The following is a 21234-nucleotide window of genomic DNA, read 5'->3' as shown; positions in this document are numbered from 1 at the left end:
TGAGTAAAAATTGATAATGAGGAGCGTGCCATGATACGAAACCCGATTGATGTCGCCAGCCGCGTCAGTCCTAATTTATCCGCCTTGATTGCGCACCGGATGAACCGGTCGGAGCCGGGGGATGATATTACGCTGGCTACGATTCATGATTTTGTGACCGGCGTGTTGAGCGATGCGTTTACCGAGACAGAGCAATTGCATCATTTTGATATCAATGAATCGCTGCTGGATGAGTTGAACGCACTGATCGAAGAGTTTGGTGAAACGGCGCTGGCGATTGATTTTGTGCAGGAAATGGCCAGCGAATCGTTGTCACGGGTTATCGATACGGTGATCAATACAACCGACCAGGAAAATCCTGCGACACTTGAAACGGTGAAAGATGCGCTTACTTCCGGTTTATCCGCGAGTTTGGTAGGGGCGGGTGTATTGGATGAGGATGAAGACGATGTGCTACTCGCTGAAATCGAATCGTTGATCGACCGGCACGGCCCCGATGCACTGGCGGAAATGTTCATACGCTACGAATGAAAAGGCTCATCACTGAATCACTATGCGCAGGAATGAACCTTAACCTCGATTGTCAATCGAATGGCTCATTGGTTACTGCTTCTTACTTTATTTTTCTGACCTATGTATCTCGATAAAATTTATGCATTGCAAACGGGTGTAAGTCTTAAAGTGTCGACCAAAGCGTTACAAGAATTCATCGCAAACGCCATCAGCACAAAAAAATTCTCCGAACTCGCCAACATTCGCAGTACGACGGATTTGTATGCCTATCTGTCGGTTGTCGTTTGCGCGGGCGCGGAGGAACTGATCAAAAGACGGCAGCGCTGGATCAATCATAAAATCAAAGCCGATTTAATCGCCGGGCAACCGGTTGCATTCAATAGTTTTTGCAATCTCTTCTGGCGCAATCTGGATGAAGACGATCCCGACGGCGATGAATGGCAGCTATTAATGGCAAGCGACCAGTTTTACGCGCAACTGACCATGCTGCTGCACAAATTGCGTATCGCCGAACGCAACCTGCAGCAATACAGCAGAGCAATTTCTGCGGAGCTATATCTTGGGTCGGCTTAATAAGGAAATTGAGAGAGTTAATCGAATGACTGGTTCGAGTCCGGTTCCTGAAAAACGCAATCCCGCCTACTGAGCGGGATTGTTTGCAGCAAAGTTGAGTTTGAATATCATTTTATTTCTTACGGCGAGCAGTAGCGCCTAGTAATCCCAACCCAACTAATAACATGGCATAAGTTTCAGGTTCTGGAACTGGTGATATGTACCAAGCAGAATCTGGCGTAAATGATGTCGCTTGAACATGCAATGCTAACTGACCATTGATCGGTAAAGGATCGGATCCTAACCCCCCGACATGCCAGGTTACCGATTCGTTGGCTGTCAGTCTGTCTGATGATCCGCCACTGCCGAAGTCGTATCTGAAGTTAAAACTTCCACCCGGGCCGCCGCCATTTTTTGGATCAACAACAGTCACGCCGCCACCTAAATCGGTTGAGTTGGAAGATGGTTTTGTGCCTGTCACAGCCATTGAGCCTATAAATGAATCAGTGCCAAAGATTGCATTTAAATCTAAAGTAGTCAGGGTAAATGTCCAGTTTCCTCCGCCATCATCAGTAGCACTCAGATCGGCAAAGTGAACATTTGCAGGGCCACCACCGGATAGTAGCTGACCAAACGAATAGGTATTTGCTTGAACACCGCTTCCAAAAATGAGAGTACCCGTTGCGACGATTGATATCGCTAATTTTCTTAAAATCATGTTTTGCTCCTTTTTCTTTTTATATATTAAGGCTCTAGACTAACAGATCGCTTCTGCTAGTCTAGAGCCTATGAATTTGATAATAGGCGTTTTACTATTATTTTGCGTTCAATCGCAATTTCACCGAGCCCTATGAATTGTTGCCGGTTATATAAGCGTATTATTTTGCCTGCCTGCATATCGCAGTTACCTAGTTGACATCCGACGGTGCGGCCTTGCTGCAGGTGCAGTGCAGTTTGATCGTCCAGGGTAATTGCCGGGAATTCTTGCAATAAACAATCGATCGGTAACAAACAGCCATCCCGCTTGGCGGCATCCATTGTTTCCAGCGCCGGTAGAGCGTGCGCTTGGGATAAATTGAAACCATCGATTGTGGTGCGGCGTAAAGTGACGAGATAGGCGCCGCCGCAGCCCAATGCCTTGCCGATGTCTTCCGCCAATGTGCGGATGTAGGTGCCGGTGCCGCATTGGATACTTAAGCGTAGTTCATTTTCTATCAATGACTGAATCCGTATTCCGTAGATGGTGATTTTGCGTGCCGGCCGTGCGATGATTTCACCGTTTCTCGCGTAGGCGTACAACGGTTTTCCCTGATGCTTGAGCGCGCTGTACATGGGGGGGACTTGCTGGATGTCGCCGATAAAACCGTTGATCGCTTGCTCGCATTCGGAGAAAGCCGGATTGGGTACGGTTGCGGCTACTTGGCTGATTTCACCTTCGGCATCGCCCGTCGTGCTCATGAAACCCAGTTTTAAGGTTGCTTCGTAAGTTTTATTGGCGCCCAGCAGTATTGAAGAGAACTTGGTCGCTTCACCGAAGCAAACCGGAAGCAATCCGGTTGCCATGGGATCCAGTGTGCCGGTATGCCCGCATTTGGCAGCGGAGAAAAGATTTTTGGCGATCTGAATGGCTTTATTGGACGAAATGCCAAAGGGTTTATCCAATAATAAAACGCCGCTGATATTACGTTTTTTTGGCTTGGTCAAATTGGTAGAAGAACTTTTAGAGGCAACCGGAAATGTGTTCAAGTTTCCGGGTCGAGATGATGAGTGGCTTTATCTTGTGCGATGGCTTCATCGATCAATTTGGACAGATGCACACCGCGTTCGACCGATTCATCAAAAACAAAGTGAAGTTGCGGTGTGATTCTCAACTTCATGCGATGCGCCAGATGGGTGCGCAAAAAGCCTTTGGCGTGTTCCAGTCCTTTTTCCACCAGCAAATTTTCTTCTGCAGTGCATAACGTGGTGTAAAAGACTTTAGCGTTGCTGTAATCGCGCGTGACTTCAACAGCCGTAATAGTGACATGACGGCGCACGCGGGGATCTTTGATTTCATTTTGTATCAAGTCCGCCAGTTCCCGTTGTATTTGATCGGCAACGCGCAGTGTGCGGGAAAAATCTTTCGGCATAAGCTACTTGAGTCAGGGTGCTGGATTATAACGACCGGGCGGTCTCGACGATTTCATAAACTTCCAGTTGGTCGCCTACCTGGATATCGTTGAAATTTCTGAGCGATAAGCCGCATTCAAATCCTTCCCTGACTTCTTTGACATCATCCTTGAAGCGTTTCAGCGAATCGAGCTCGCAGCTGTGGATCACCAGTCCGTCGCGCAATACCCTGACCAGAGAATTTCTTTTCACGAAACCGTCAAGCACATAACAGCCTGCAACCACGCCAACTTTCGGAATACGGTAAATTTCACGGATATCGATCAGCCCGGTGATGCTTTCCTTACGCTCAGGCGACATCAGGCCGGAAAGCGCCGCTTTAATTTCATCGACTGCTTCGTAAATGATATTGTAGTAGCGCACATCAACACCAGTAGACGCGATCAGTTTGCGCGCACTGGCGTCTGCGCGGACATTGAAGCCGATGATAACGGCTTTGGATGCCAGCGACAGATTGACATCGGATTCGATAATCGCGCCCACGCCACTATGAATGATATTGACCTTGACTTCGTCCGTTGAGATCTTTTGCAATGCATAGGCCAAAGCTTCGCAGGAGCCTTGCACGTCGGCCTTGATGATGAGGGATAATACCTTGACGTCTTCTTGCTGATCAAAGACGTTTTCAAGTTTTGCCGCCTGCTGCTTGGCAAGTTTCACGTCGCGGTATTTACCTTGACGGAATAGCGCGATTTCACGTGCCTTGCGTTCGTCATCGAGTACCAGTACGGTTTCACCCGCTTCGGGCACTTCCGATAATCCTTGAATTTCAACCGGAATAGAGGTGCCTGCCTGCTTGATCGCTTTACCATTTTCATCGCTCATGGCGCGGACTTTACCGAAAACCGCACCCGCCAGTAACACATCGCCGCGATGCAGTGTTCCGGATTGCACCAGAATCGTTGCAACCGGGCCGCGGCCTTTGTCCAGCCGTGATTCAATCACGACGCCTTTGGCCGGTGTTTTGGCCGGTGCCTTCAATTCCAGCACTTCCGCTTGCAGTAGTATGCTTTCCAACAAAGCATCGATGCCTTGCCCGGTTTTTGCCGATACCTCGACAAACATCGTATCGCCGCCCCAATCTTCCGGCACCACTTCGTGCGCAACCAGCTCATGCCGGATGCGCTCGGGGTTGGCTTCCGGTTTGTCGATTTTGTTTACCGCCACAATGATGGGGATCTTGGCTGCTTTGGCATGATGAATGGCCTCGATCGTCTGCGGCATGACGCCGTCATCCGCAGCCACCACAAGGATGACAATATCGGTGATTTTGGTGCCGCGTGCGCGCATAGCGGTAAAGGCTTCATGACCCGGCGTATCGAGAAAAGTGACCATGCCGTGATCGGTTTCCACATGATATGCGCCGATGTGCTGCGTTATTCCGCCGGCCTCGCCGCCGGCAACGCGTGTGCGGCGGATATAGTCCAGCAGTGAGGTTTTGCCGTGATCGACATGCCCCATGACCGTGACAACCGGCGCGCGCGGAAATAATTCCGCTTCGCTGGCCGAAGCTTCGTGATCCGCAAGAAAATTCTCGGGATTATCGATCTCAGCGTATTTAGCGATATGACCCATTTCTTCCACGACAATCATGGCGGTATCCTGATCCAGCATCTGATTGATCGTTACCATGCTGCCCATTTTCATCAGTACCTTGATGACATCGGCCGCTTTCACCGACATTTTTTGTGCCAGTGCGCTGACGGAAATGGTTTCGGGAATCATGATTTCGCGCACGATCGGCTCTGTCGGTGCGGAAAAAGCATGGACATTCTGTTCTTCGGCATGTGCCGGTTTGCTATGTTTGTCTCTGCGCGTACGCCAACCCTGCTGGCCGTTGGAGAGATCGCCACCGCGGGTTTTTACGCTGCGTTTCTTGGTGTTCTCGTCTTTCCAGACAACCTGTTGTTGTTTGGTTTGTTTCTTTTTTTTCTCGGCTTTTTCTTCGGGTTTTACTGCGGGTTTATGCAGTGTTCCGTCGGTCGAGCCGGGATGGATATCCTCTGCTCGTTGTTCAGGTTCAGTTTTCTTGGCGGTTACCGGCTGGATATCGGTTGCCGGCTCCGCTTGCGCTGGCGGTGCGGCCGCTTCTTCCGGCTCTGCTGCCTTTTTCTTTATTTCTTCGTCTACTTCGGTTTTTTTGCGCGCTCTTTTTTGCTTAAGCTCTTCGGTTTGACGTGCGATCAGTTCCGCTTGCTTCCGCGCTTCTTCGTTGCGCAGAGCCAATTGTTCCGCATCAATGACAGGTACCGGTTCTTTTGCCGGCGGACTGGCAATCTCGGATGTCTGGCTCGCTTCCGGAAGGGGCTCAGCTTCGCCTGGTATGCCTGGTTTTGCTACAACACGTCTTTTCCTGACTTCGACTTGAATCGTCCGTGGTCTGCCCGTGCTGTCGGATTTTCGTATTTCGGAGGTTTGCCGCCGCGTTAAGGTGACTTTGCTTCTGGTTTCGCTGGTGCCGTGCGTTTTTCTCAGGTAGTCGAGTAACTGCGCTTTATCTTGCTCGGTCAAACTGTCTTCCACCAGCGTTTTTTTTACGCCGGCGGCTTTAAGCTGTTCCAGCAGCACTGCCGGTAACAAACCCAGTTCATTAGCAAATTGTTCCACACTCATTTGAGCCATTTATAACCCTTCAACAAACAAAACGACAAGCAGGCTTTCCAACATAATTTATTGTTAACCGGTTATTGAATCAAGTGAACCACGGTTCACGTGCTTTGATGATTAATCGATTTGCACGTTCGACATCGATACCGGTCATCTCCACCAGATCATCGGCAGCCAGATCGGCCAAATCGGCTTGCGTATTAATCCCTTTTGCCGCCAGCTCGCGCACGATATCGATATCCATACCTTCAATGGCAAGTAAATCCTCGGCGACATGTTCCACTTTTTCTTCATTGGCAATGGCATCCGTCAGCAGCACGTTACGCGCGCGATTACGTATTTCATTGACCGTTTCTTCATCCAGCGATTCGATTTCCAGCATCTCATTCAATGGCACGTAAGCTACTTCTTCCAGCGTGACAAAGCCTTCTTGTACCAGAATTTCCGCGATTTCTTCATCGACATCGAGTTTCTGCATGAAGAGCTGGCAAATTTGCGATGTTTCCTGCTCGTGCTTGGTTTTGGATTCTTCCACCGTCATGATGTTAAGTTCCCAGCCGGTCAATTCGGAAGCCAAGCGTACATTTTGTCCGCCGCGGCCGATGGCCTGTGCTAGGTTATCATCATCAACCACGATGTCCATGCTGTGCTTTTCTTCATCGACCATGATACTGCTGATTTCCGCCGGCGCCAGCGCATTGACGATAAAAGTCGCGGGATCGTCCGACCACAGCACGATGTCCACACGCTCGCCGGCCAGTTCACTGATGACCGCTTGAACTCTGGAGCCGCGCATGCCGACACAGGTGCCGATCGGATCGATACGCTGGTCGTTCGATTTGACGGCAATTTTGGCGCGTGATCCGGGATCCCGGGCTGCCGCTTTGATTTCCAGTAAACCTTCTTCGATTTCCGGTACTTCCAGTTCGAATAATTTCATCAGAAATTCAGGGGAAATACGGGAAAGCTTTAGTTGCGGTCCTCTGGCAGCGCGATCCACCTTATGGAGATAGGCTCGTACCCGATCACCGACGCGCAAATTCTCTTTCGGAATCGTCTGGTCGCGCGGGAGCTCCGCTTCAATTTTGCCGGATTCGATGATGGCATTACCGCGTTCCATGCGCTTGATCGTGCCGGTAATTAAATAATCTCCCCGTTCCAGAAAATCATTCAGTGTTTGCTCGCGCTCGGCGTCGCGTATTTTCTGGAAGATGACTTGTTTTGCCGCTTGTGCGCCGATCCGTCCGAATTCGATGGGTTCCAGCGGTTTTTCAAGATGGCTGCCAAGCTGGATGTCCAGATCTGTTTTTACCGCATCGCTCAAGGAAATCTGGCGCGCTGGATCTTCTACGGCGCCATCTTCAACAACCAGCCAGCGGCGGAAGGATTGGTGATCTCCTGTGACTCTGTCAATAGAAACACGCGCTTCAATATCCTCTTGAAATCGTTTCTTCGTAGCGGACGCCAAGGCGAGTTCGAGCGCAGTGAAAACAATATCCTTTTCCACTGCTTTCTCACGTGCCAATGCATCAACCAACAGTAAAATTTCCCGGCTCATAATCCTCCAGCCAAATCTTTATATGCCTATAATTTTGGAACCAAGCGCGCTTTTCCAACGTTACTCAATTCAAGATCTAACGATTTTCCTTCGACTTCAAGTTTTATTATGCCATTATTTACTTCCCGTAAAACTCCTACAAAGTTCCGTTGCCCCTGTATCGGGATACGCAGTTTGAGTTTGATCGTCTCCCCCATGAAACGGAGGAAGTCCGCTTCCTTTCGCAGCGGCCTGTCCAGCCCGGGCGATGAAACTTCCAGACGGCCATAGTCAATGTTTTCAACCGCGAACAACCTACTCAAATGATTGCTGATTGTTACACAATCATCAATGCCGATACCACCTTCTTTATCTACGAATATTCTTAATAATTTGTTGTGTGCTAATCGTTCCACCTCGACCAACTCGTAACCCATTCCTTTCAGAGTTGACTCCAATAATTCTTCTAATGCCATAGCTCCACCACAAATAAAAAATGGGCTGAAAAAGCCCATCGAATTTATTGATTTTATTTTAACAAATTTTTCTAAAATAGAAAACATAAACTTTTTCCGCGGGTCATATTTCTCAGTATTCTCAGTAACTTTTCAGGACTCCCGCAGTGAATTTGCCGAGTGGTTTTTTTGATTGCTTTTCATTGCAGAAAATAACAAGAAGTATCAATAGCGCTTGGCACCGATGATACAATTCCGTTCAAGTCTGCTGAACAGACGAGTAACGAGTACTGTACTGGAGAGAATGCATGTCGACCATTGAATCCGTTTTGAACGAAACCCGCGTTTTTCCGTCTTCTGCTGAGTTTACCAAGCAAGCCAATATCACCGGCATTCAAGCCTATCAAGCATTGTGTGCGGAAGCCGAACGGGATTATCTGAGTTTCTGGGCCAAACAGGCCAATGAGCTGATTCTTTGGCATAAACCTTTCACGCAAGTATTGGATGACCGGACGGCACCGTTTTATCAATGGTTTACTGATGGCGAGCTAAACGTTTCTTATAACTGTCTTGACCGGCATTTAGCGACTCAGGCGGACAAGGTTGCGATCATTTTCGAAGCTGATGACGGTGAAGTGCAGCGAGTAACTTACCGCGATCTGCATCAGCGTGTCTGCCGGCTTGCCAATGCATTGAAATCGCACAATATCAAGAAGGGCGACCGGGTTGTTATTTATATGCCGATGCGCATTGAAGCGGTGGTCGCCATGCAGGCTTGCGCGCGCATCGGTGCGATCCATTCGGTGGTGTTCGGCGGTTTTTCCGCTAAAAGCTTGCACGAGCGCATTCATGATGCTGCTGCGGTAGCGGTCATTACCGCCGATGAGCAGGTGCGTGGCGGCAAGCATAACCCGCTCAAAGCCACCGTCGACGAAGCCATGCGCATGAACGATACGACATCGGTCAATTTGATCGTGGTTTATCAGCGTACCGGAGCGCAAATCCCATTCGACCCGCCGCGCGATGTCTGGTGGCACGAAATTACCCAGAACGCCAGCAGCGAATGTGAACCGGAATGGGTTAATGCCGAGCATCCTTTGTTCACGCTGTACACCTCGGGATCGACGGGTAAACCTAAAGGAGTGCAACATTCCAGCGCAGGTTATTTGTTGGGAGCCAAAGTCAGCATGCAGTGGATTTTTGACTATAAGCCTGCGGATATCTTCTGGTGCACGGCCGATGTCGGCTGGATTACCGGTCATAGCTATGTGACGTACGGACCGCTGGCCATGGGGGCGACTCAAGTGATTTTCGAGGGAATTCCCACATATCCGCATGCTGGGCGTTTCTGGGAAATCATTCAGAAGCATAAAGTGACCACGTTCTATACTGCGCCCACGGCCATCCGCTCGCTGATCAAATTAGGTGGAGATTTGCCCGCGCAATACGATCTTTCGTCGCTGCGGTTACTGGGTTCGGTCGGTGAGCCGATCAATCCGGAAGCCTGGATGTGGTTTTATGAAAAAGTGGGCCGGTCGCGTTGCCCTATCGTCGATACCTGGTGGCAAACGGAAACCGGCTGCCATATGATCGCACCAATCCCTGGCGCCGTTGCACTCAAACCCGGCTCATGCACGTTCCCGTTACCGGGAATTTTCGCGGCGGTTGTCGACGAAGCCGGTCACGATGTCGAAAACGGCAAAGGCGGCTTTTTGGTGATCAAAAAACCTTTTCCCTCGCAAATCCGCACGCTTTGGGGGGATCCGGAGCGTTTCAAAAAAGCGTACTTTCCGGAAGATATCGGGCATGGCCAGTATTACCTAGCAGGCGACTCCGCATACCGTGACAAGGATGGTTATTTCTGGATCATGGGGCGCGTCGATGACGTGCTGAACGTTTCCGGGCATCGCCTGGGCACGATGGAAATCGAGTCGGCCCTGGTTGCCCATCCCTTGGTTGCGGAAGCGGCGGTGGTTGGCAAGCCGCATGAGATCAAAGGTGAAGCGGTGATCGCTTTTGTCGTGCTAAAAGGAAAATATCCGCACGGCGAGGAAGTGAGTCAAATCGCCAATACTTTGCGCGATTGGGTGGCGAAAGAAATCGGTCCGATTGCTAAACCCGAAGAAATCCGTTTCGGAGAAAATCTGCCCAAGACCCGGTCGGGTAAAATCATGCGCCGCTTATTGCGCACGCTTGCCAAAGGCGAGGAAATCACACAGGATATTTCCACACTGGAGAATCCAGCCATCCTGGAACAGTTGAAATATCCGTCCAAATAATATCCAGCTTTACTATTTGAAAAAAGTTTGAGAAAAACCGGAGAGCTATGTCATTACCGCTTGTGACTGATTTTGAACATGGCATTAGCGCCATCGACGCACAATTCCATCGCCCCAAACGGGCGGCTATCCATTTGATCGTTGAAAAAGGCGTGGCTGCGCTGGTGGATACCGGCACCTCGTTTTCCATTCCCGGCGTTGCCGCATCACTCGAACAAAAGAACATTCCGGTCGAGGCGGTTGCTTATGTCATCTTGACACATATCCACTTGGATCATGCCGGCGGCGCTAGCGAATGCATGCGTCTTTTTCCCAATGCCAAACTGGTCGTGCATCCGCGCGGCGCCAGCCATATGGCGAATCCGGCACGGCTGGTCGCCGGCGCCATGAGTGTGTATGGAGAAGCTGAGTTCAGGCGCGTGTACGGCGAAATCTACCCCATTGATGCTGCGCGAATCATCGAAGCGCCGGATGAAAGCCGCATCGATCTCAACGGCCGTTCATTGCTATTTCTCGATACGCCTGGACATGCGCGCCACCATAATTGCATTTTTGACGAGCGCAGCCGGTCTTTTTTCACCGGTGATACGTTTGGCGTTTCATACCGTGAATTCGATGTCGATGGCTTGGAATTTGTCATTCCGACGACGTCGCCGGTGCAATTCGATCCGGCCGCGGCGCATGCCTCGATTGATCGCATCATGCGCTATCAGCCGCGTTACGCTTATCTGACGCACTACAGTCAGATCGGTCATCTAGCGCAGCATGCGCAATCCCTGCATGAGTTGCTCGATGCGCACATTGCAATCGCGCAGCGCGCAAAAGATGAAGAAGATCGGCAAACCGTGATCGCAACAGCTCTGCGGGAATTATTTCTGCAGTGTTTGGAGAAACATGGCTGTCGGTTGTCGCTTGATGCAATGGATGAGCTTTTACGCTCGGATATCCGGCTGAATGCGCAAGGACTGATTCATTGGCTTGATCAGCCCACGGAGCGTTTTAAACATCTCTGATTCTGAAGGCTAATCTTGGATTGCTTAAAGAGAGATGGGGTTAACGCGAAAAATCTAATGACGTTAACCCCATCGGCTTGGAGAGTTTTACACTGTAACTTTTTTGCTTGAATAAGGCACTCTGGTTTTGGATGATCCTGTTCCCATCACAATCACCAGATAGTTTACGTACAGCACTGCGCCAAGAATGATGTCCGAAATGACCCATTCGGTTACCGATTCCGGTAGATTGAACAGCGACAAAATACCGAAAAATGTGCCGCTGATAATCAACGCTGAAATAACAAAAATGTGACCTGTTTTCATGAAAATCTCCTTATTTGAAATTTATCGAAGTTGTTAAAGTTTTTTAAGAAGGCGTTTACAGTTCATTCGATAACAATCTTCACAAAAAGTTCACACATATTTCACGATTAATTCACAAATTTTTTTCTTATTGAAAGATAAGAGAAATTTTTCATGAAAAATTGTAAAAATTCAATAAAAATGGAGCGTATCAAATTACGCTACAATGATCCTCATTGAATATGTGAGGAGATTAGTGGATGGTTACATTGTTTTCGCCGTTCAGAATCGGTGCGCTGACCGTGCCGAACCGCATTTTCATGGCGCCGTTGACGCGCTGCCGCGCAGGCGATGAGCATCTTCCGAACGCTTTGATGGCGCAGTATTACGCGCAACGGGCAAGCGCCGGGTTGATCATTGCTGAGGCGACGATGGCGATCGAAGGCAACTCAGCGTTCTGGAAGGAACCGGGAATTTACTCCGGAGAACAAATTACCGGCTGGAAACTAGTGACCGCTGCGGTACATGCCGCCGGCGGCAGAATCTTCTTGCAACTTTGGCATGGCGGCAGGGCGTGTCATCCGCTGCTCAATCGCGGCGTGCAACCGGTTGCGCCGAGTGCTATTGCCATTGCCGATGAAGTGCGCACACCGGAAGGAAAAAAACCTTACACCGTGCCGCGCGAATTGCGTGACGACGAATTGCCCGGCATTGTTGCCGGATTCAAGCAAGCTGCGTGGAATGCTTTAACCGCCGGTTTCGATGGCATTGAAATTCACGGTGCGAACGGTTATTTGCTGGATGAATTTTTGCGCGACGGCTCAAACAAGCGCATCGGATCGTACGGTGGTTCGATTGAAAATCGCGCGCGTTTGACGCTGGAAGTGCTCGAAGCCGTGAGTTCCGTTTGGGGCAGCGACCGGGTCGGATTGCGCATTTCACCGCTGAGCAGCTACAACAGCATGATTGACAGCGATCCGGCCGAATTGTCGGCCTGGCTCGCCAACCGGCTCAACGATTATCAGCTGGCGTACCTGCATGTGATACGCGGCGATGTTTACCGGCAACAAAGCGGTGATGTCCTGACGCCGATCCGCCAGTATTACAACGGTGTCTTGATCGGCAATATGGGTTATTCCGCGGAGGAAGCGGATCGCGACATTGCCGCAGGCAAAGTCGATGCCGTGGCTTTCGGTGTCAGCTTCCTGGCGAACCCCGATCTACCGGCGCGGATCAAGACAGGCGCACCGCTCAATGAACCCAATCCGGCCACGTTTTATACCTTCGGCACGGAAGGTTACACCGATTACCCAACGTTAAATTCTGTGCCGGAGCAGTGACATGCGATCGCTACCGCTTTTTCTTCTGATCGTTCTGCTTGGCGGATGTGTCTCGATACCGCAAAATGTCGCGCCGGTTGGCGGCTTCGAACTCAACCGCTATCTGGGAAAATGGTACGAAATCGCCCGGCTCGATCATGCATTTGAACGCGGACTGGCTAATATCACCGCCGAGTACTCGCTGCGTGAAGACGGTGGTGTCAAAGTCGTCAACAAAGGTTTCTCGACTGCGGATAACAAATGGAAGGAAGCGGAAGGTAAAGCGTATTTCGTCGGAAGCTCGCAGGAAGGCTATCTGAAGGTTTCCTTCTTCGGCCCGTTTTATGGCGCATATGTCGTGTTCGAACTGGATAAGGAAGCCTATCAATACGCCTTTGTCACCAGTTACGATAAATCGTACCTGTGGCTGCTGGCGAGGACGCCGGCGGTCAGCGATGAAGTGCTGAACCGTTTTGTGCAAAAATCCGGTGAGCTCGGTTTTGCAACGGACGAGCTGATATTTCCAAAGCAGAACTAGCCCAGATCTGTAATACCGACCGGATCCATGCGATGCAACAACTACTCATTACCTTAGGCATCATTTTACTCGTACTCGGTTTGCTGTGGCCGTGGTTATCGCAACTCCCGCTCGGCCGCTTGCCCGGCGATATCCACGTCGAGCGCGAGAACTTCAGCTTCCATTTTCCGCTGATGACGGGGTTGATCATTTCCGTTGTGCTGACGCTGATACTGTGGTGGTTGCGAAAGTGAGACGGTTATCAAAAAGAATCACTTGCTGTCATCCAATTTACTTGATCAGAAGCTCTCTCTTAATATAATGCCTACTAAATTAATTAATCATCTTCAACATGCTGGTCTTGTCTTTGTTTAACTGCTTGATCTATTTCAAACTTGAGATGCCCACTACTATCGGAGAAGCGATCCAGATAAAGGTAAATTATGGGTGTGATGAACAGTGTGATCACCTGCGAGAACAGTAATCCTCCGACGACAGAAAGGCCCAACGGTTGACGAAGTTCGGCTCCGGCTCCCAGACCGAGGGCAATGGGAAGCGCACCCATCAGTGCCGCCACAGTGGTCATCATGATCGGCCGGAAACGCAGCAGGCACGCGGCACGGATTGCCTGAAACGGTGCCATGCCAGCGTTGCGCTGAGCATCAAGCGCAAAGTCGATCATCATAATGGCATTTTTCTTGACTATGCCGATAAGTAACAAAATGCCGATCATCGCGATGATCGATAATTCCATATTGAACAACCACAACATCACCAATGCGCCAACTGCGGCGGAGGGTAATCCGGAAAGGATCGTGATCGGGTGGATATAGCTTTCATACAGGACGCCAAGCAGCACATAGATTACCACTAGCGCGGCAACGATCAGCATTACCTGGCTTGCCTGTGAAGACTGGAATGCCGCAGCATCACCAGCGTAGCTGGTGAGAATACTATCCGGTAGATTCAGCTCATGTTTGAATTGATCAATAAGCTTGGTGGCATCACCCAGTGCCGCTCCCGGCGTGAGATTAAATGAGATAGTGACTGCTTCAAGTTGCCCGGCATGATTAATTGCGATCGGACCTGCTTCACGCTCAACCGAGGCAACACTCAATAGTGGTACCAGCGCACCATTTTTAGCGCGCAGATGAATCTTGCTGAAAGCACTCTCATCAATGCGGTGTTCTTCCGCCACTTGCATGATGACCTTGTAACTATCGCTAGAAGTATAAATGGTCGAGACTTGACGCTCACCAAACGCACTATAGAGTGCGGAACGAACATCCGCTATCTGTATCCCCAGCAAATTGGCTTTATCACGATTGATATTGAGGCGTGTTTGCAAGCCTTTCAGTTGTGCATCACTGGTAACATCGCGAAAAATTCCTGCAGCGCGCATACGCACCATCAAGCCATCGGCAGCCGCGCTCAAGTCTTCGGCACGTACGCTACGCATCACGTATTGGTAGCGGCTTTTGCTTTGCCGGCCACCGAGTCTGAGATTTTGAATAGGGTTTATGAAAATATTGATGCCGGGAATGACGCGTACTTCACGACGAAGATCTTCAATGACCTGATTCATATGTACACGCTCACCGCGAGGCTTGAGAGACATGAACAGCCGGGCACTGTTGCTGTCGCTGGCATTGACAATCAACGTATCGACCGCAGGATGAGTGCGAATCACATTGCTTGTATGCCATAACAACTCGGTCATAGCGGGAAAGGAAATATCTTCCACCGCTTCCACCGTAATGATTGCCTGACCCATATCTTCACTAGGGAAAAATCCTTTCGGTAAAACTATAAACAGAATACCGCTGGCGACAAAAGTGCCGATTGCTATGCCAAGTACTATGCGTCTGTGATGCAGCGCCCAATCGAGAGCGCGTTCATAGGACATCAGTACTCTGGTGAATCCACGCTCGAACCATGCGGTCAATACCAGGCCACGCACGTGCGTTTGACGCATTAGGTAACGGCTGGCCAATACCGGTACCAGTGTAAGCGACACCACAGCCGACATCAGAACCGCAATGCCAACCACAGCGGCAAACTCATGGAATAGTAACCCAATTACACCAGGCATAAAAAAAATTGGAATGAATACAGCCACTAAGGAGATAGAGATTGAAATAATGGTAAAGCTCACCTCCTGGGATCCTTGCAGGGCGGCTTTCAGCGGTGGTACGCCGTTGTCAATGTGGCGTACGATGTTTTCAAGAACCACGATGGCATCATCCACTACCAATCCGACAGCGAGCGTAATAGCAAGCAAAGAAACATTATCGAGACTGTAGCCAAAGGCGCGCATCAGTGCCACTGTACCTAGTAGCGAAATCGGCAAGGACAATGCCGGAATAAGCGTAATGGTAGCCTTGCGCAGGAACAAGAAAATCACCAGCACCACGAGAGCGATAGTGATCGCCAGTGTAACCTGAACGTCGTGAATGGAATCTCGGATTGAGATTGAACGATCGCTAGTCAACTTAAGCTGGACGGATTGCGGCATTTGAGCAATCAATTCCGGGATCGCCGCTTTGATCGCATCGACTGTTGCAACGGTATTGGAGTTGGGTTGACGCTGCACCGACAGTGTGATGGCACGCTCACCATTAACCCAGCTTGCAGTTTTAATCGTCTCCACGCTGTCTTCAACCTGCGCCACATCCGATAGTTTTACTGGGTTTCCACTTGGGGCAGTGGCCACGATCAAGCTCGCGAACGCAGCGGCATTATTGAGCTGACGGTTGGCTTGGATGATAAGGGTTTGGCGCGGCCCCTCGAGCGTACCGATCGGAGAGTTAACATTAGCGTTGCGCAATGCTTCGGCTATGTCGTCGATTGTCAGATTGCGCGCTGCGAGAGCTTCGGGGTTTACATATACGCGCACAGCATATTTTTTCTGACCGTTGATCGTAACCTGTGCCACGCCTGGAAGGGTGGATAGTGTTGGCAAAATAAGATTTTCGGCAAAGTTGTTCAGGTCCGAGAGCGGCATCGACGGCGATGTCAAGGCAAGAAAAACAATGGGGGAATCAGCCGGATTGATCTTGCGGTAAGACGGCGGTGAAGTCATCTCAACCGGCAGCAAACCCTGTGCGCGTAACAAAGCCGCCTGCACATCCACAGCAGCGCTGTCAATATCACGGGCTTGGTCAAATTCAAGCGTGATCGTGGTGATACCCCGCGTGTTTGTCGAACTGATTACAGAAAGGTCGGAAATAGTGGAAAATTGACGCTCTAATTGCGTAGCTATGGAAGAAGCCATGATTTCCGGACTAGCGCCCGGGAGTGTTGCGCTGACCGAGATAGTGGGAGCATCGTAACTCGGCAGTGCGGCAATCGGTAATCCTTTGTAGGCGATGAGGCCTGCCACCATGACGAAAACCGAAAGCAGCCATGTCATAACCGGGCGGCGGATACACAATTCGGAGAGATTCATTGCATGCCTTCTGTGTTGGCAGCTTTTGTTTTACTGTCTCTCATCTTTGCTTCACTTACCACACTACCTGATCTGAGATTCTGCGCACCTTCTACAACGACGCGCATACCTGACACAATACCTTCTCCTGCTATGACGGCAAATCCATCCTGAATCAAACTTACAGCGACTGGCAGAGAAGTCACCTTGTTATCCTCATTGATTACATAAAGAAATTTTCTTTCCGGTCCAGTTTGAACTGCCTGTGCCGGAACCGTGAGGACACCTGCTAATATGTGCGGCGCGAGTGTTACTTTGACAAACATCCCCGGCCACAGGAGATTATCCGGGTTGGAAAATTCTGCTTTGAGACGGATGCTGCCGCTTGCCGTATCCACTGCATTATCGAGGAATATCAATCGCCCTGTCTTCACTTGCTGCCCGGCAGAATCCGGCGCTACATTGACGTACACTTCACCTTTGGCAAGCGCCTGCTGCAGAGCCGCAAGCTCATGCTCCGGCAACGTGAAATTAATGTTGATCGGGTCGATCTGCGTGATGCTCACCAGTACCGTGTCGTTGGGTTGTACCAGGCTGCCCGGATACACGGGAATGGCGCCTGTGCGCCCGGAAATCGGCGCAGTGATCTCTCCGAAACTGTGTGTTACGTGCGTTGCCTGCACGCTGGCCTGATCGAACCCAAGCTGCGCGCGTAATCCGTCGACCTGATACTGCACCGTGTCGAGTGCCGCCTGTGAAATGAATCCGCGCAGGAATAGCTCGCGTTGGCGCTCAAGATTACGCTCGGCACTCATTAGATCAGCACGGGCTTTCGCCAGCTGCGCCTTAGTCTTTCTGAGATTGGCATCTTCAGTACGAATATCGAGAGTGAATAACCGGTCACCCTTGCGCACAAATTGCCCTTCTTTGATATGTACAGCTTTGATCGTGGCGCTTAGTTGCGGGCGTACCTCAACTGTTTGCTGAGCGGACACAGTGCCATTAGCTGTCAATCTGACTGGCACATCGGCGCGCGTTACCACGGCACTTACTACTTGTATAACTTCGTTATTCCTGGGTTTCTTTGTTTCACCCTTGTTGCGCCAATCCCAAACGTTGGTAAGCAGTACAACGAGCAGAATACCCGCTATTATGATCCCCATGCCCCGCTTGACGAGTGCAAACGGTTTTGCAGAGTTTGTTTTCGGAATATCTTTCATCAGTAAGCTTTACCTGAGTCAACTTCCAGCATTTGACTGACCGGATCTCTCCTTGCTCATGATCATGAAGCTGAATGGCACTTTCCGTGATAATAATTCTGAGCGGCATACCATACGCATCCACGGACCAGATGTATCTTGGTGTAGAGCCTCCTTTGGTATGGCTCATGTCCTGATTGCCACTTCTTGCACCGGCCGCATGCGGATGCACTTTACTATGACTAGCGTCGATCATCAATCATTCATAATCCGGTTCGTCTATCAGAACTTCCAACAATCTCTCCCATACCCCTTTATCACACCAGCGGATAAAACGGCGGTGGGTGTTGCCCCAATTTCCATAATGTCATCACCAAACCGCACCATCCGCTCCCTTCGTCAATTGATGAATCACTTTTCCTGCCATGTCTTGCAACGTCACTTGCAGCGGCATTTTACCCAGCGCATGTGTGGCGCACGACAGGCAGGGATCATACGCGCGCACGGCGACTTCAAGGTGGTTCAGCAGCGCTTCGGTGATTTCGTGGCCATCGAGATATTGGTTGGCGACCACGCGCACCGATTCGTTCATCGCCTGGTTGTTGCTGGTGGTCGAGACGATCAGGTTGGCTTGGGTGACAAGTCCTTCTTCGTTGACGTGATAGTGATGAAACAGCGTGCCACGCGGCGCTTCGATGACGCCGATGCCTTGTGGCTGACGCTCGCCTTTATCCGCCATCAGGTCTGTGCTGGTGATGTCGGTGTCGTGCAACAAGTCGTGAATCGATTCGGCGCAATGTAGCAGTTCGGTCATGCGCGCCCAGTGGTATGCCAATGTGTCGTGCACCAGGTTGCCGTGACCGTAAGCTTTGAAGCGCTGACGTGCGGCTTCGGCCAATGGTGTTGCAATGATGTCGCAATTATTGATACGCGCGAGCGGGCCGACGCGGTACCAGCCGTGTTCGGTTCCCAATGCGGAAAAATAAGGAAACTTAAGGTAGCTCCACGAGCGTACTTCCTCGCTGATGATCTGCTGGTAATCGCAGTAATCGAATTGATCGAAAATACCGCTGCCATCGGCGGCGTGTGCGCGCAATCCACCGTGGTAGAACTCCAGTTCGCCGCCCGCTCCGGTCATGCCGAGATAATGACTCGGCAGCGTGCCGAAATCGCGGTGTTCCGGGTGTGCAGTGTGAATGTGTTCGTTCAGGGTCACGGCATCCTGGCTCCATTGCAGGATGTCGTCGATGTCGGCGAGCAAAGCATTGCGTTCGGGCAGCGAGAGCGGTTTATTCATGCCGCCGGGCACGGTGCCGGTGCCGTGGATGCGCTTGCCGGTGATCACTTCGATGATGCGCTGGCCGTATTTGCGCAGCTTGATGCCTTTCAGCGCGATTTCCGGGTATTGTTCCAGCACCCCGGCAATGTTGCGTTTTGCCGGATCGCTGCCAAAACCGAACAGAAAGTCGGGCGATGACAAATGGAAAAAGTGCAATGCGTGCGATTGCAGCATCTGACCGAAGTGCAGCAGGCGGCGCAGCTTGGTTGCAGTGGGTGTGAGTTGTTGCACGCCGACGATCTGATCGACCGCTTTTGCCGCCGCCAGTTGATGGCTGATCGGGCAGATGCCGCACAAGCGTTGTACGAAAAATGGCACTTCCCAGAACGGATGGTCCTGGATGAATTTCTCGAAACCGCGGAATTCGACGATATGAAAACGCGCTTCGACGATGTGATTATGGTCGTCGATCAGCAGTGTGATCTTGCCGTGCCCTTCGACGCGCGTGACCGGGTCGATGGCGATGCGGCGAGTAGTTGGCGGCGCAGGTTTGTCCGGTTCCATGGCGGTTAATCGTAATGCAAGCGGGATTTCTCGATTTGCGGTTTTTCCCCGGCCAGCAGCGGCTGCAGCAATTGCAGAAAAGCCTCGGCGGAAGGCGGACAGCCCGGCAAGAAATAATCGATCGGCACGATCTCGCTGACCGGATAGACTTTATCGAGCAGCAACGGCAGCTCGGGATCATCCGGGATGCGCGGATGGGTCACATTGGTGCCGCGCAGATACACTTCTTCCAGACAATCCTGCAAGTCGAAATAATTGCGCATCGCCGGGACGCCGCCGTTGATCGCGCAAGCGCCGACGGCAACCAGCGTGGTGCACTGAGCACGGAATTCGCGCAGTACATGCACATTTTCCGCATTGCACACGCCGCCCTCGATCAGCCCGATATCGCACGGGCCGCGACGCTTGATATCGGTGAACGGCGAGCAGTCGAACTCGACCCGCTCGAGCAAACCGGCGAGGCGTTCGTCCATATCGAGGAACGACATATGGCAACCGAAACAGCCTGCCAGCGATGTGGTGGCGATTTTGAGTTTGCGATTGATCGTGTGTTCAGTCGTCATTGTTCATCGGATTCCTTGACGGATAGTTCTTGCACAACGGATGCAGGGCGTTTTTGTTTTGCTAGTGAATAAGTGTCAGTCGGGCACGGTTATTCTAATGAATAATATAATGATTCCCGATGCAGAAATCCCTTGATCTGAATTACGATATGAGAGTATAACGTAAGCGAACTGACTGACGGGAATCAATCTCGTCTCGGTTAGAGAACCGGTAGCTATCACTGCAACTTTGTGAATGCCGGGAAACAGCAATGAATGAGGAGATCTTTGTGATGAAAAAATATTTACTGTCTAAAACAATCATGGCGCTTGTACTGTTGACCGGATCCCAGCTTGCTCTTGCAAGTACGGTCGTAACCCTGGGAGATCAGGATTTTGCCGACGGCGCAACACCCGTAACCGGCGATTTTCTGACTGCCGGAGGCGGTGAGCCCGCGCCGTTTAATGGTGTATTCATTGGTTCGGATGTCGGTGGCCCGAATTTCTCCACCAGTTGGGCGTTTTCCTATGGCGCGATCGCGGACACCATTACCGGCGGCAGTTTGTCGTTTGGGATTTATGATCACGAATCCGCTGCTTCCGGAAATCAAGTGGCGTCTTTTACCGTCAATGGGGTTGATTTGACCGGCGCGCTCAATACGCTGTTCGAAGCGCACGGCGGCGCCAGCCGGGAGGATAACGTATATACGCTGACGTTACCGGCATCGACCTTTGCGGGCTTGGCTTCGGGCACGGTCAACGTGTCCTTGTCGCTAGCCGGGCCGGGATTGGGTTTGTTCGGTGAAACGACGTTTAACGGCGCCGCACTGGATTTTTCCACGCTGAATATCGCAACAGCGGTTCCGGAACCTCTATCAAGCACGTTATTGCTGATCGGTGTGCCGGCAGTGCTGGCTGCAGCGCGACGTAAGATAGTCTGATACGGTTGATTTTGTTACTGAAGTTCTTTCAGAGAC

General features: G+C 50.9%; 19 protein-coding genes. 8 read left to right on the top strand and 11 right to left on the bottom strand.

Going from position 1 to position 21234, the window contains the following annotated elements:
• Positions 1 to 30: 30 nt before the first annotated feature.
• Positions 31 to 531 carry a hypothetical protein gene (locus tag HRU78_11270; protein QOJ24148.1) on the top strand — a complete coding sequence of 167 codons (501 nt, stop codon included), beginning with the start codon at positions 31 to 33 and terminating at the stop codon, positions 529 to 531.
• Positions 532 to 633: 102 nt separating this feature from the next.
• Positions 634 to 1086, top strand: coding sequence for a hypothetical protein (locus HRU78_11265; GenBank protein QOJ24147.1), 453 nt, complete (start codon positions 634 to 636; stop codon positions 1084 to 1086).
• A gap of 112 nt (positions 1087 to 1198) precedes the next feature.
• On the opposite strand, the gene HRU78_11260 is transcribed toward HRU78_11265, so the two are convergent.
• The 6 genes from HRU78_11260 to rimP form a co-directional block, all read right to left on the bottom strand.
• The gene (locus tag HRU78_11260) at positions 1199 to 1783 is read right to left on the bottom strand and encodes a PEP-CTERM sorting domain-containing protein (GenBank protein ID QOJ24146.1); all 585 of its coding nucleotides are present in this window, start codon (positions 1781 to 1783) and stop codon (positions 1199 to 1201) included.
• A 68-nt stretch (positions 1784 to 1851) separates the two neighbouring features.
• Positions 1852 to 2769, bottom strand: a complete 918-nt coding sequence (gene truB, locus HRU78_11255) for a tRNA pseudouridine(55) synthase TruB (protein ID QOJ24145.1) — start codon at positions 2767 to 2769, stop codon at positions 1852 to 1854.
• 38 nt (positions 2770 to 2807) lie between these two features.
• Positions 2808 to 3194, bottom strand: coding sequence for a 30S ribosome-binding factor RbfA (gene rbfA, locus HRU78_11250; GenBank protein QOJ24144.1), 387 nt, complete (start codon positions 3192 to 3194; stop codon positions 2808 to 2810).
• 25 nt (positions 3195 to 3219) lie between these two features.
• The gene (infB, locus tag HRU78_11245; protein QOJ24143.1) at positions 3220 to 5856 is read right to left on the bottom strand and encodes a translation initiation factor IF-2; all 2637 of its coding nucleotides are present in this window, start codon (positions 5854 to 5856) and stop codon (positions 3220 to 3222) included.
• Positions 5857 to 5926: 70 nt separating this feature from the next.
• Positions 5927 to 7399, bottom strand: coding sequence for a transcription termination/antitermination protein NusA (gene nusA / locus HRU78_11240; GenBank protein ID QOJ24142.1), 1473 nt, complete (start codon positions 7397 to 7399; stop codon positions 5927 to 5929).
• A 26-nt stretch (positions 7400 to 7425) separates the two neighbouring features.
• Entirely contained in the window at positions 7426 to 7854 is a 429-nt protein-coding gene (rimP, locus tag HRU78_11235) for a ribosome maturation factor RimP (GenBank protein ID QOJ25030.1), read from the bottom strand.
• Between the two features lie 287 nt (positions 7855 to 8141).
• Between rimP and acs the strand changes: the two genes are divergently transcribed.
• Positions 8142 to 10112: an acetate--CoA ligase gene (gene acs, locus HRU78_11230; GenBank protein ID QOJ24141.1), complete on the top strand. Its 1971-nt coding sequence runs from the start codon at positions 8142 to 8144 to the stop codon at positions 10110 to 10112.
• A gap of 47 nt (positions 10113 to 10159) precedes the next feature.
• Positions 10160 to 11125: an MBL fold metallo-hydrolase gene (locus HRU78_11225; protein ID QOJ24140.1), complete on the top strand. Its 966-nt coding sequence runs from the start codon at positions 10160 to 10162 to the stop codon at positions 11123 to 11125.
• Between the two features lie 87 nt (positions 11126 to 11212).
• Here HRU78_11225 and HRU78_11220 read toward each other — a convergent pair whose 3' ends face one another.
• Positions 11213 to 11431 carry a C4-dicarboxylate ABC transporter gene (locus HRU78_11220; GenBank protein QOJ24139.1) on the bottom strand — a complete coding sequence of 73 codons (219 nt, stop codon included), beginning with the start codon at positions 11429 to 11431 and terminating at the stop codon, positions 11213 to 11215.
• Positions 11432 to 11670: 239 nt separating this feature from the next.
• On the opposite strand from HRU78_11220, the gene HRU78_11215 reads away from it, so the two are divergent.
• The 3 genes from HRU78_11215 to HRU78_11205 are packed head-to-tail and all read left to right on the top strand — an operon-like array spanning position 11671 to position 13500.
• A complete protein-coding gene (locus tag HRU78_11215) occupies positions 11671 to 12750 on the top strand; it encodes an alkene reductase (protein ID QOJ24138.1) in 1080 nt (359 codons plus the stop codon).
• Position 12751: 1 nt separating this feature from the next.
• On the top strand, positions 12752 to 13267 hold the full coding sequence (locus HRU78_11210; GenBank protein ID QOJ24137.1) for a lipocalin family protein: 516 nt from the start codon (positions 12752 to 12754) through the stop codon (positions 13265 to 13267).
• Between the two features lie 32 nt (positions 13268 to 13299).
• On the top strand, positions 13300 to 13500 hold the full coding sequence (locus HRU78_11205; GenBank protein QOJ24136.1) for a DUF2905 domain-containing protein: 201 nt from the start codon (positions 13300 to 13302) through the stop codon (positions 13498 to 13500).
• A gap of 83 nt (positions 13501 to 13583) precedes the next feature.
• On the opposite strand, the gene HRU78_11200 is transcribed toward HRU78_11205, so the two are convergent.
• The 4 genes from HRU78_11200 to HRU78_11185 form a co-directional block, all read right to left on the bottom strand.
• Entirely contained in the window at positions 13584 to 16694 is a 3111-nt protein-coding gene (locus tag HRU78_11200) for an efflux RND transporter permease subunit (GenBank protein QOJ24135.1), read from the bottom strand.
• On the bottom strand, positions 16691 to 17893 hold the full coding sequence (locus HRU78_11195) for an efflux RND transporter periplasmic adaptor subunit (protein QOJ24134.1): 1203 nt from the start codon (positions 17891 to 17893) through the stop codon (positions 16691 to 16693). Before HRU78_11195 ends, HRU78_11200 begins: the two co-directional genes overlap by 4 nt.
• 349 nt (positions 17894 to 18242) lie before the next feature.
• Positions 18243 to 19715: a Ni/Fe hydrogenase subunit alpha gene (locus HRU78_11190; GenBank protein ID QOJ24133.1), complete on the bottom strand. Its 1473-nt coding sequence runs from the start codon at positions 19713 to 19715 to the stop codon at positions 18243 to 18245.
• A 5-nt stretch (positions 19716 to 19720) separates the two neighbouring features.
• The gene (locus HRU78_11185) at positions 19721 to 20260 is read right to left on the bottom strand and encodes an NADP oxidoreductase (GenBank protein ID QOJ25029.1); all 540 of its coding nucleotides are present in this window, start codon (positions 20258 to 20260) and stop codon (positions 19721 to 19723) included.
• A 290-nt stretch (positions 20261 to 20550) separates the two neighbouring features.
• On the opposite strand from HRU78_11185, the gene HRU78_11180 reads away from it, so the two are divergent.
• Positions 20551 to 21198, top strand: coding sequence for a hypothetical protein (locus tag HRU78_11180; protein QOJ24132.1), 648 nt, complete (start codon positions 20551 to 20553; stop codon positions 21196 to 21198).
• Positions 21199 to 21234: the final 36 nt, after the last annotated feature.

Source organism: Gammaproteobacteria bacterium (genome assembly GCA_015709635.1).
GTDB lineage: Bacteria > Pseudomonadota > Gammaproteobacteria > Burkholderiales > Nitrosomonadaceae > Nitrosomonas.
The sequence above is the reverse complement of the archived record's forward strand: the minus strand, read 5'-3'. Positions and strand labels throughout refer to the sequence as shown.

Excerpts from the sequence above, each read along its gene's own strand:
- HRU78_11200 (QOJ24135.1), bottom strand. The coding sequence starts at position 16,694 with ATGAATCTCTCCGAATTGTGTATCCGCCGCCCGGTTATGACATGGCTG.
- HRU78_11265 (QOJ24147.1), top strand. The coding sequence starts at position 634 with ATGTATCTCGATAAAATTTATGCATTGCAAACGGGTGTAAGTCTTAAA.
- HRU78_11205 (QOJ24136.1), top strand. The coding sequence starts at position 13,300 with ATGCAACAACTACTCATTACCTTAGGCATCATTTTACTCGTACTCGGT.
- HRU78_11225 (QOJ24140.1), top strand. The coding sequence starts at position 10,160 with ATGTCATTACCGCTTGTGACTGATTTTGAACATGGCATTAGCGCCATC.
- rbfA (QOJ24144.1), bottom strand. The coding sequence starts at position 3,194 with ATGCCGAAAGATTTTTCCCGCACACTGCGCGTTGCCGATCAAATACAA.
- HRU78_11180 (QOJ24132.1), top strand. The coding sequence starts at position 20,551 with ATGAAAAAATATTTACTGTCTAAAACAATCATGGCGCTTGTACTGTTG.
- nusA (QOJ24142.1), bottom strand. The coding sequence starts at position 7,399 with ATGAGCCGGGAAATTTTACTGTTGGTTGATGCATTGGCACGTGAGAAA.
- HRU78_11210 (QOJ24137.1), top strand. The coding sequence starts at position 12,752 with ATGCGATCGCTACCGCTTTTTCTTCTGATCGTTCTGCTTGGCGGATGT.
- infB (QOJ24143.1), bottom strand. The coding sequence starts at position 5,856 with ATGGCTCAAATGAGTGTGGAACAATTTGCTAATGAACTGGGTTTGTTA.
- HRU78_11220 (QOJ24139.1), bottom strand. The coding sequence starts at position 11,431 with ATGAAAACAGGTCACATTTTTGTTATTTCAGCGTTGATTATCAGCGGC.
- HRU78_11215 (QOJ24138.1), top strand. The coding sequence starts at position 11,671 with ATGGTTACATTGTTTTCGCCGTTCAGAATCGGTGCGCTGACCGTGCCG.
- HRU78_11195 (QOJ24134.1), bottom strand. The coding sequence starts at position 17,893 with ATGAAAGATATTCCGAAAACAAACTCTGCAAAACCGTTTGCACTCGTC.
- acs (QOJ24141.1), top strand. The coding sequence starts at position 8,142 with ATGTCGACCATTGAATCCGTTTTGAACGAAACCCGCGTTTTTCCGTCT.
- rimP (QOJ25030.1), bottom strand. The coding sequence starts at position 7,854 with ATGGCATTAGAAGAATTATTGGAGTCAACTCTGAAAGGAATGGGTTAC.
- HRU78_11190 (QOJ24133.1), bottom strand. The coding sequence starts at position 19,715 with ATGGAACCGGACAAACCTGCGCCGCCAACTACTCGCCGCATCGCCATC.
- HRU78_11260 (QOJ24146.1), bottom strand. The coding sequence starts at position 1,783 with ATGATTTTAAGAAAATTAGCGATATCAATCGTCGCAACGGGTACTCTC.
- HRU78_11270 (QOJ24148.1), top strand. The coding sequence starts at position 31 with ATGATACGAAACCCGATTGATGTCGCCAGCCGCGTCAGTCCTAATTTA.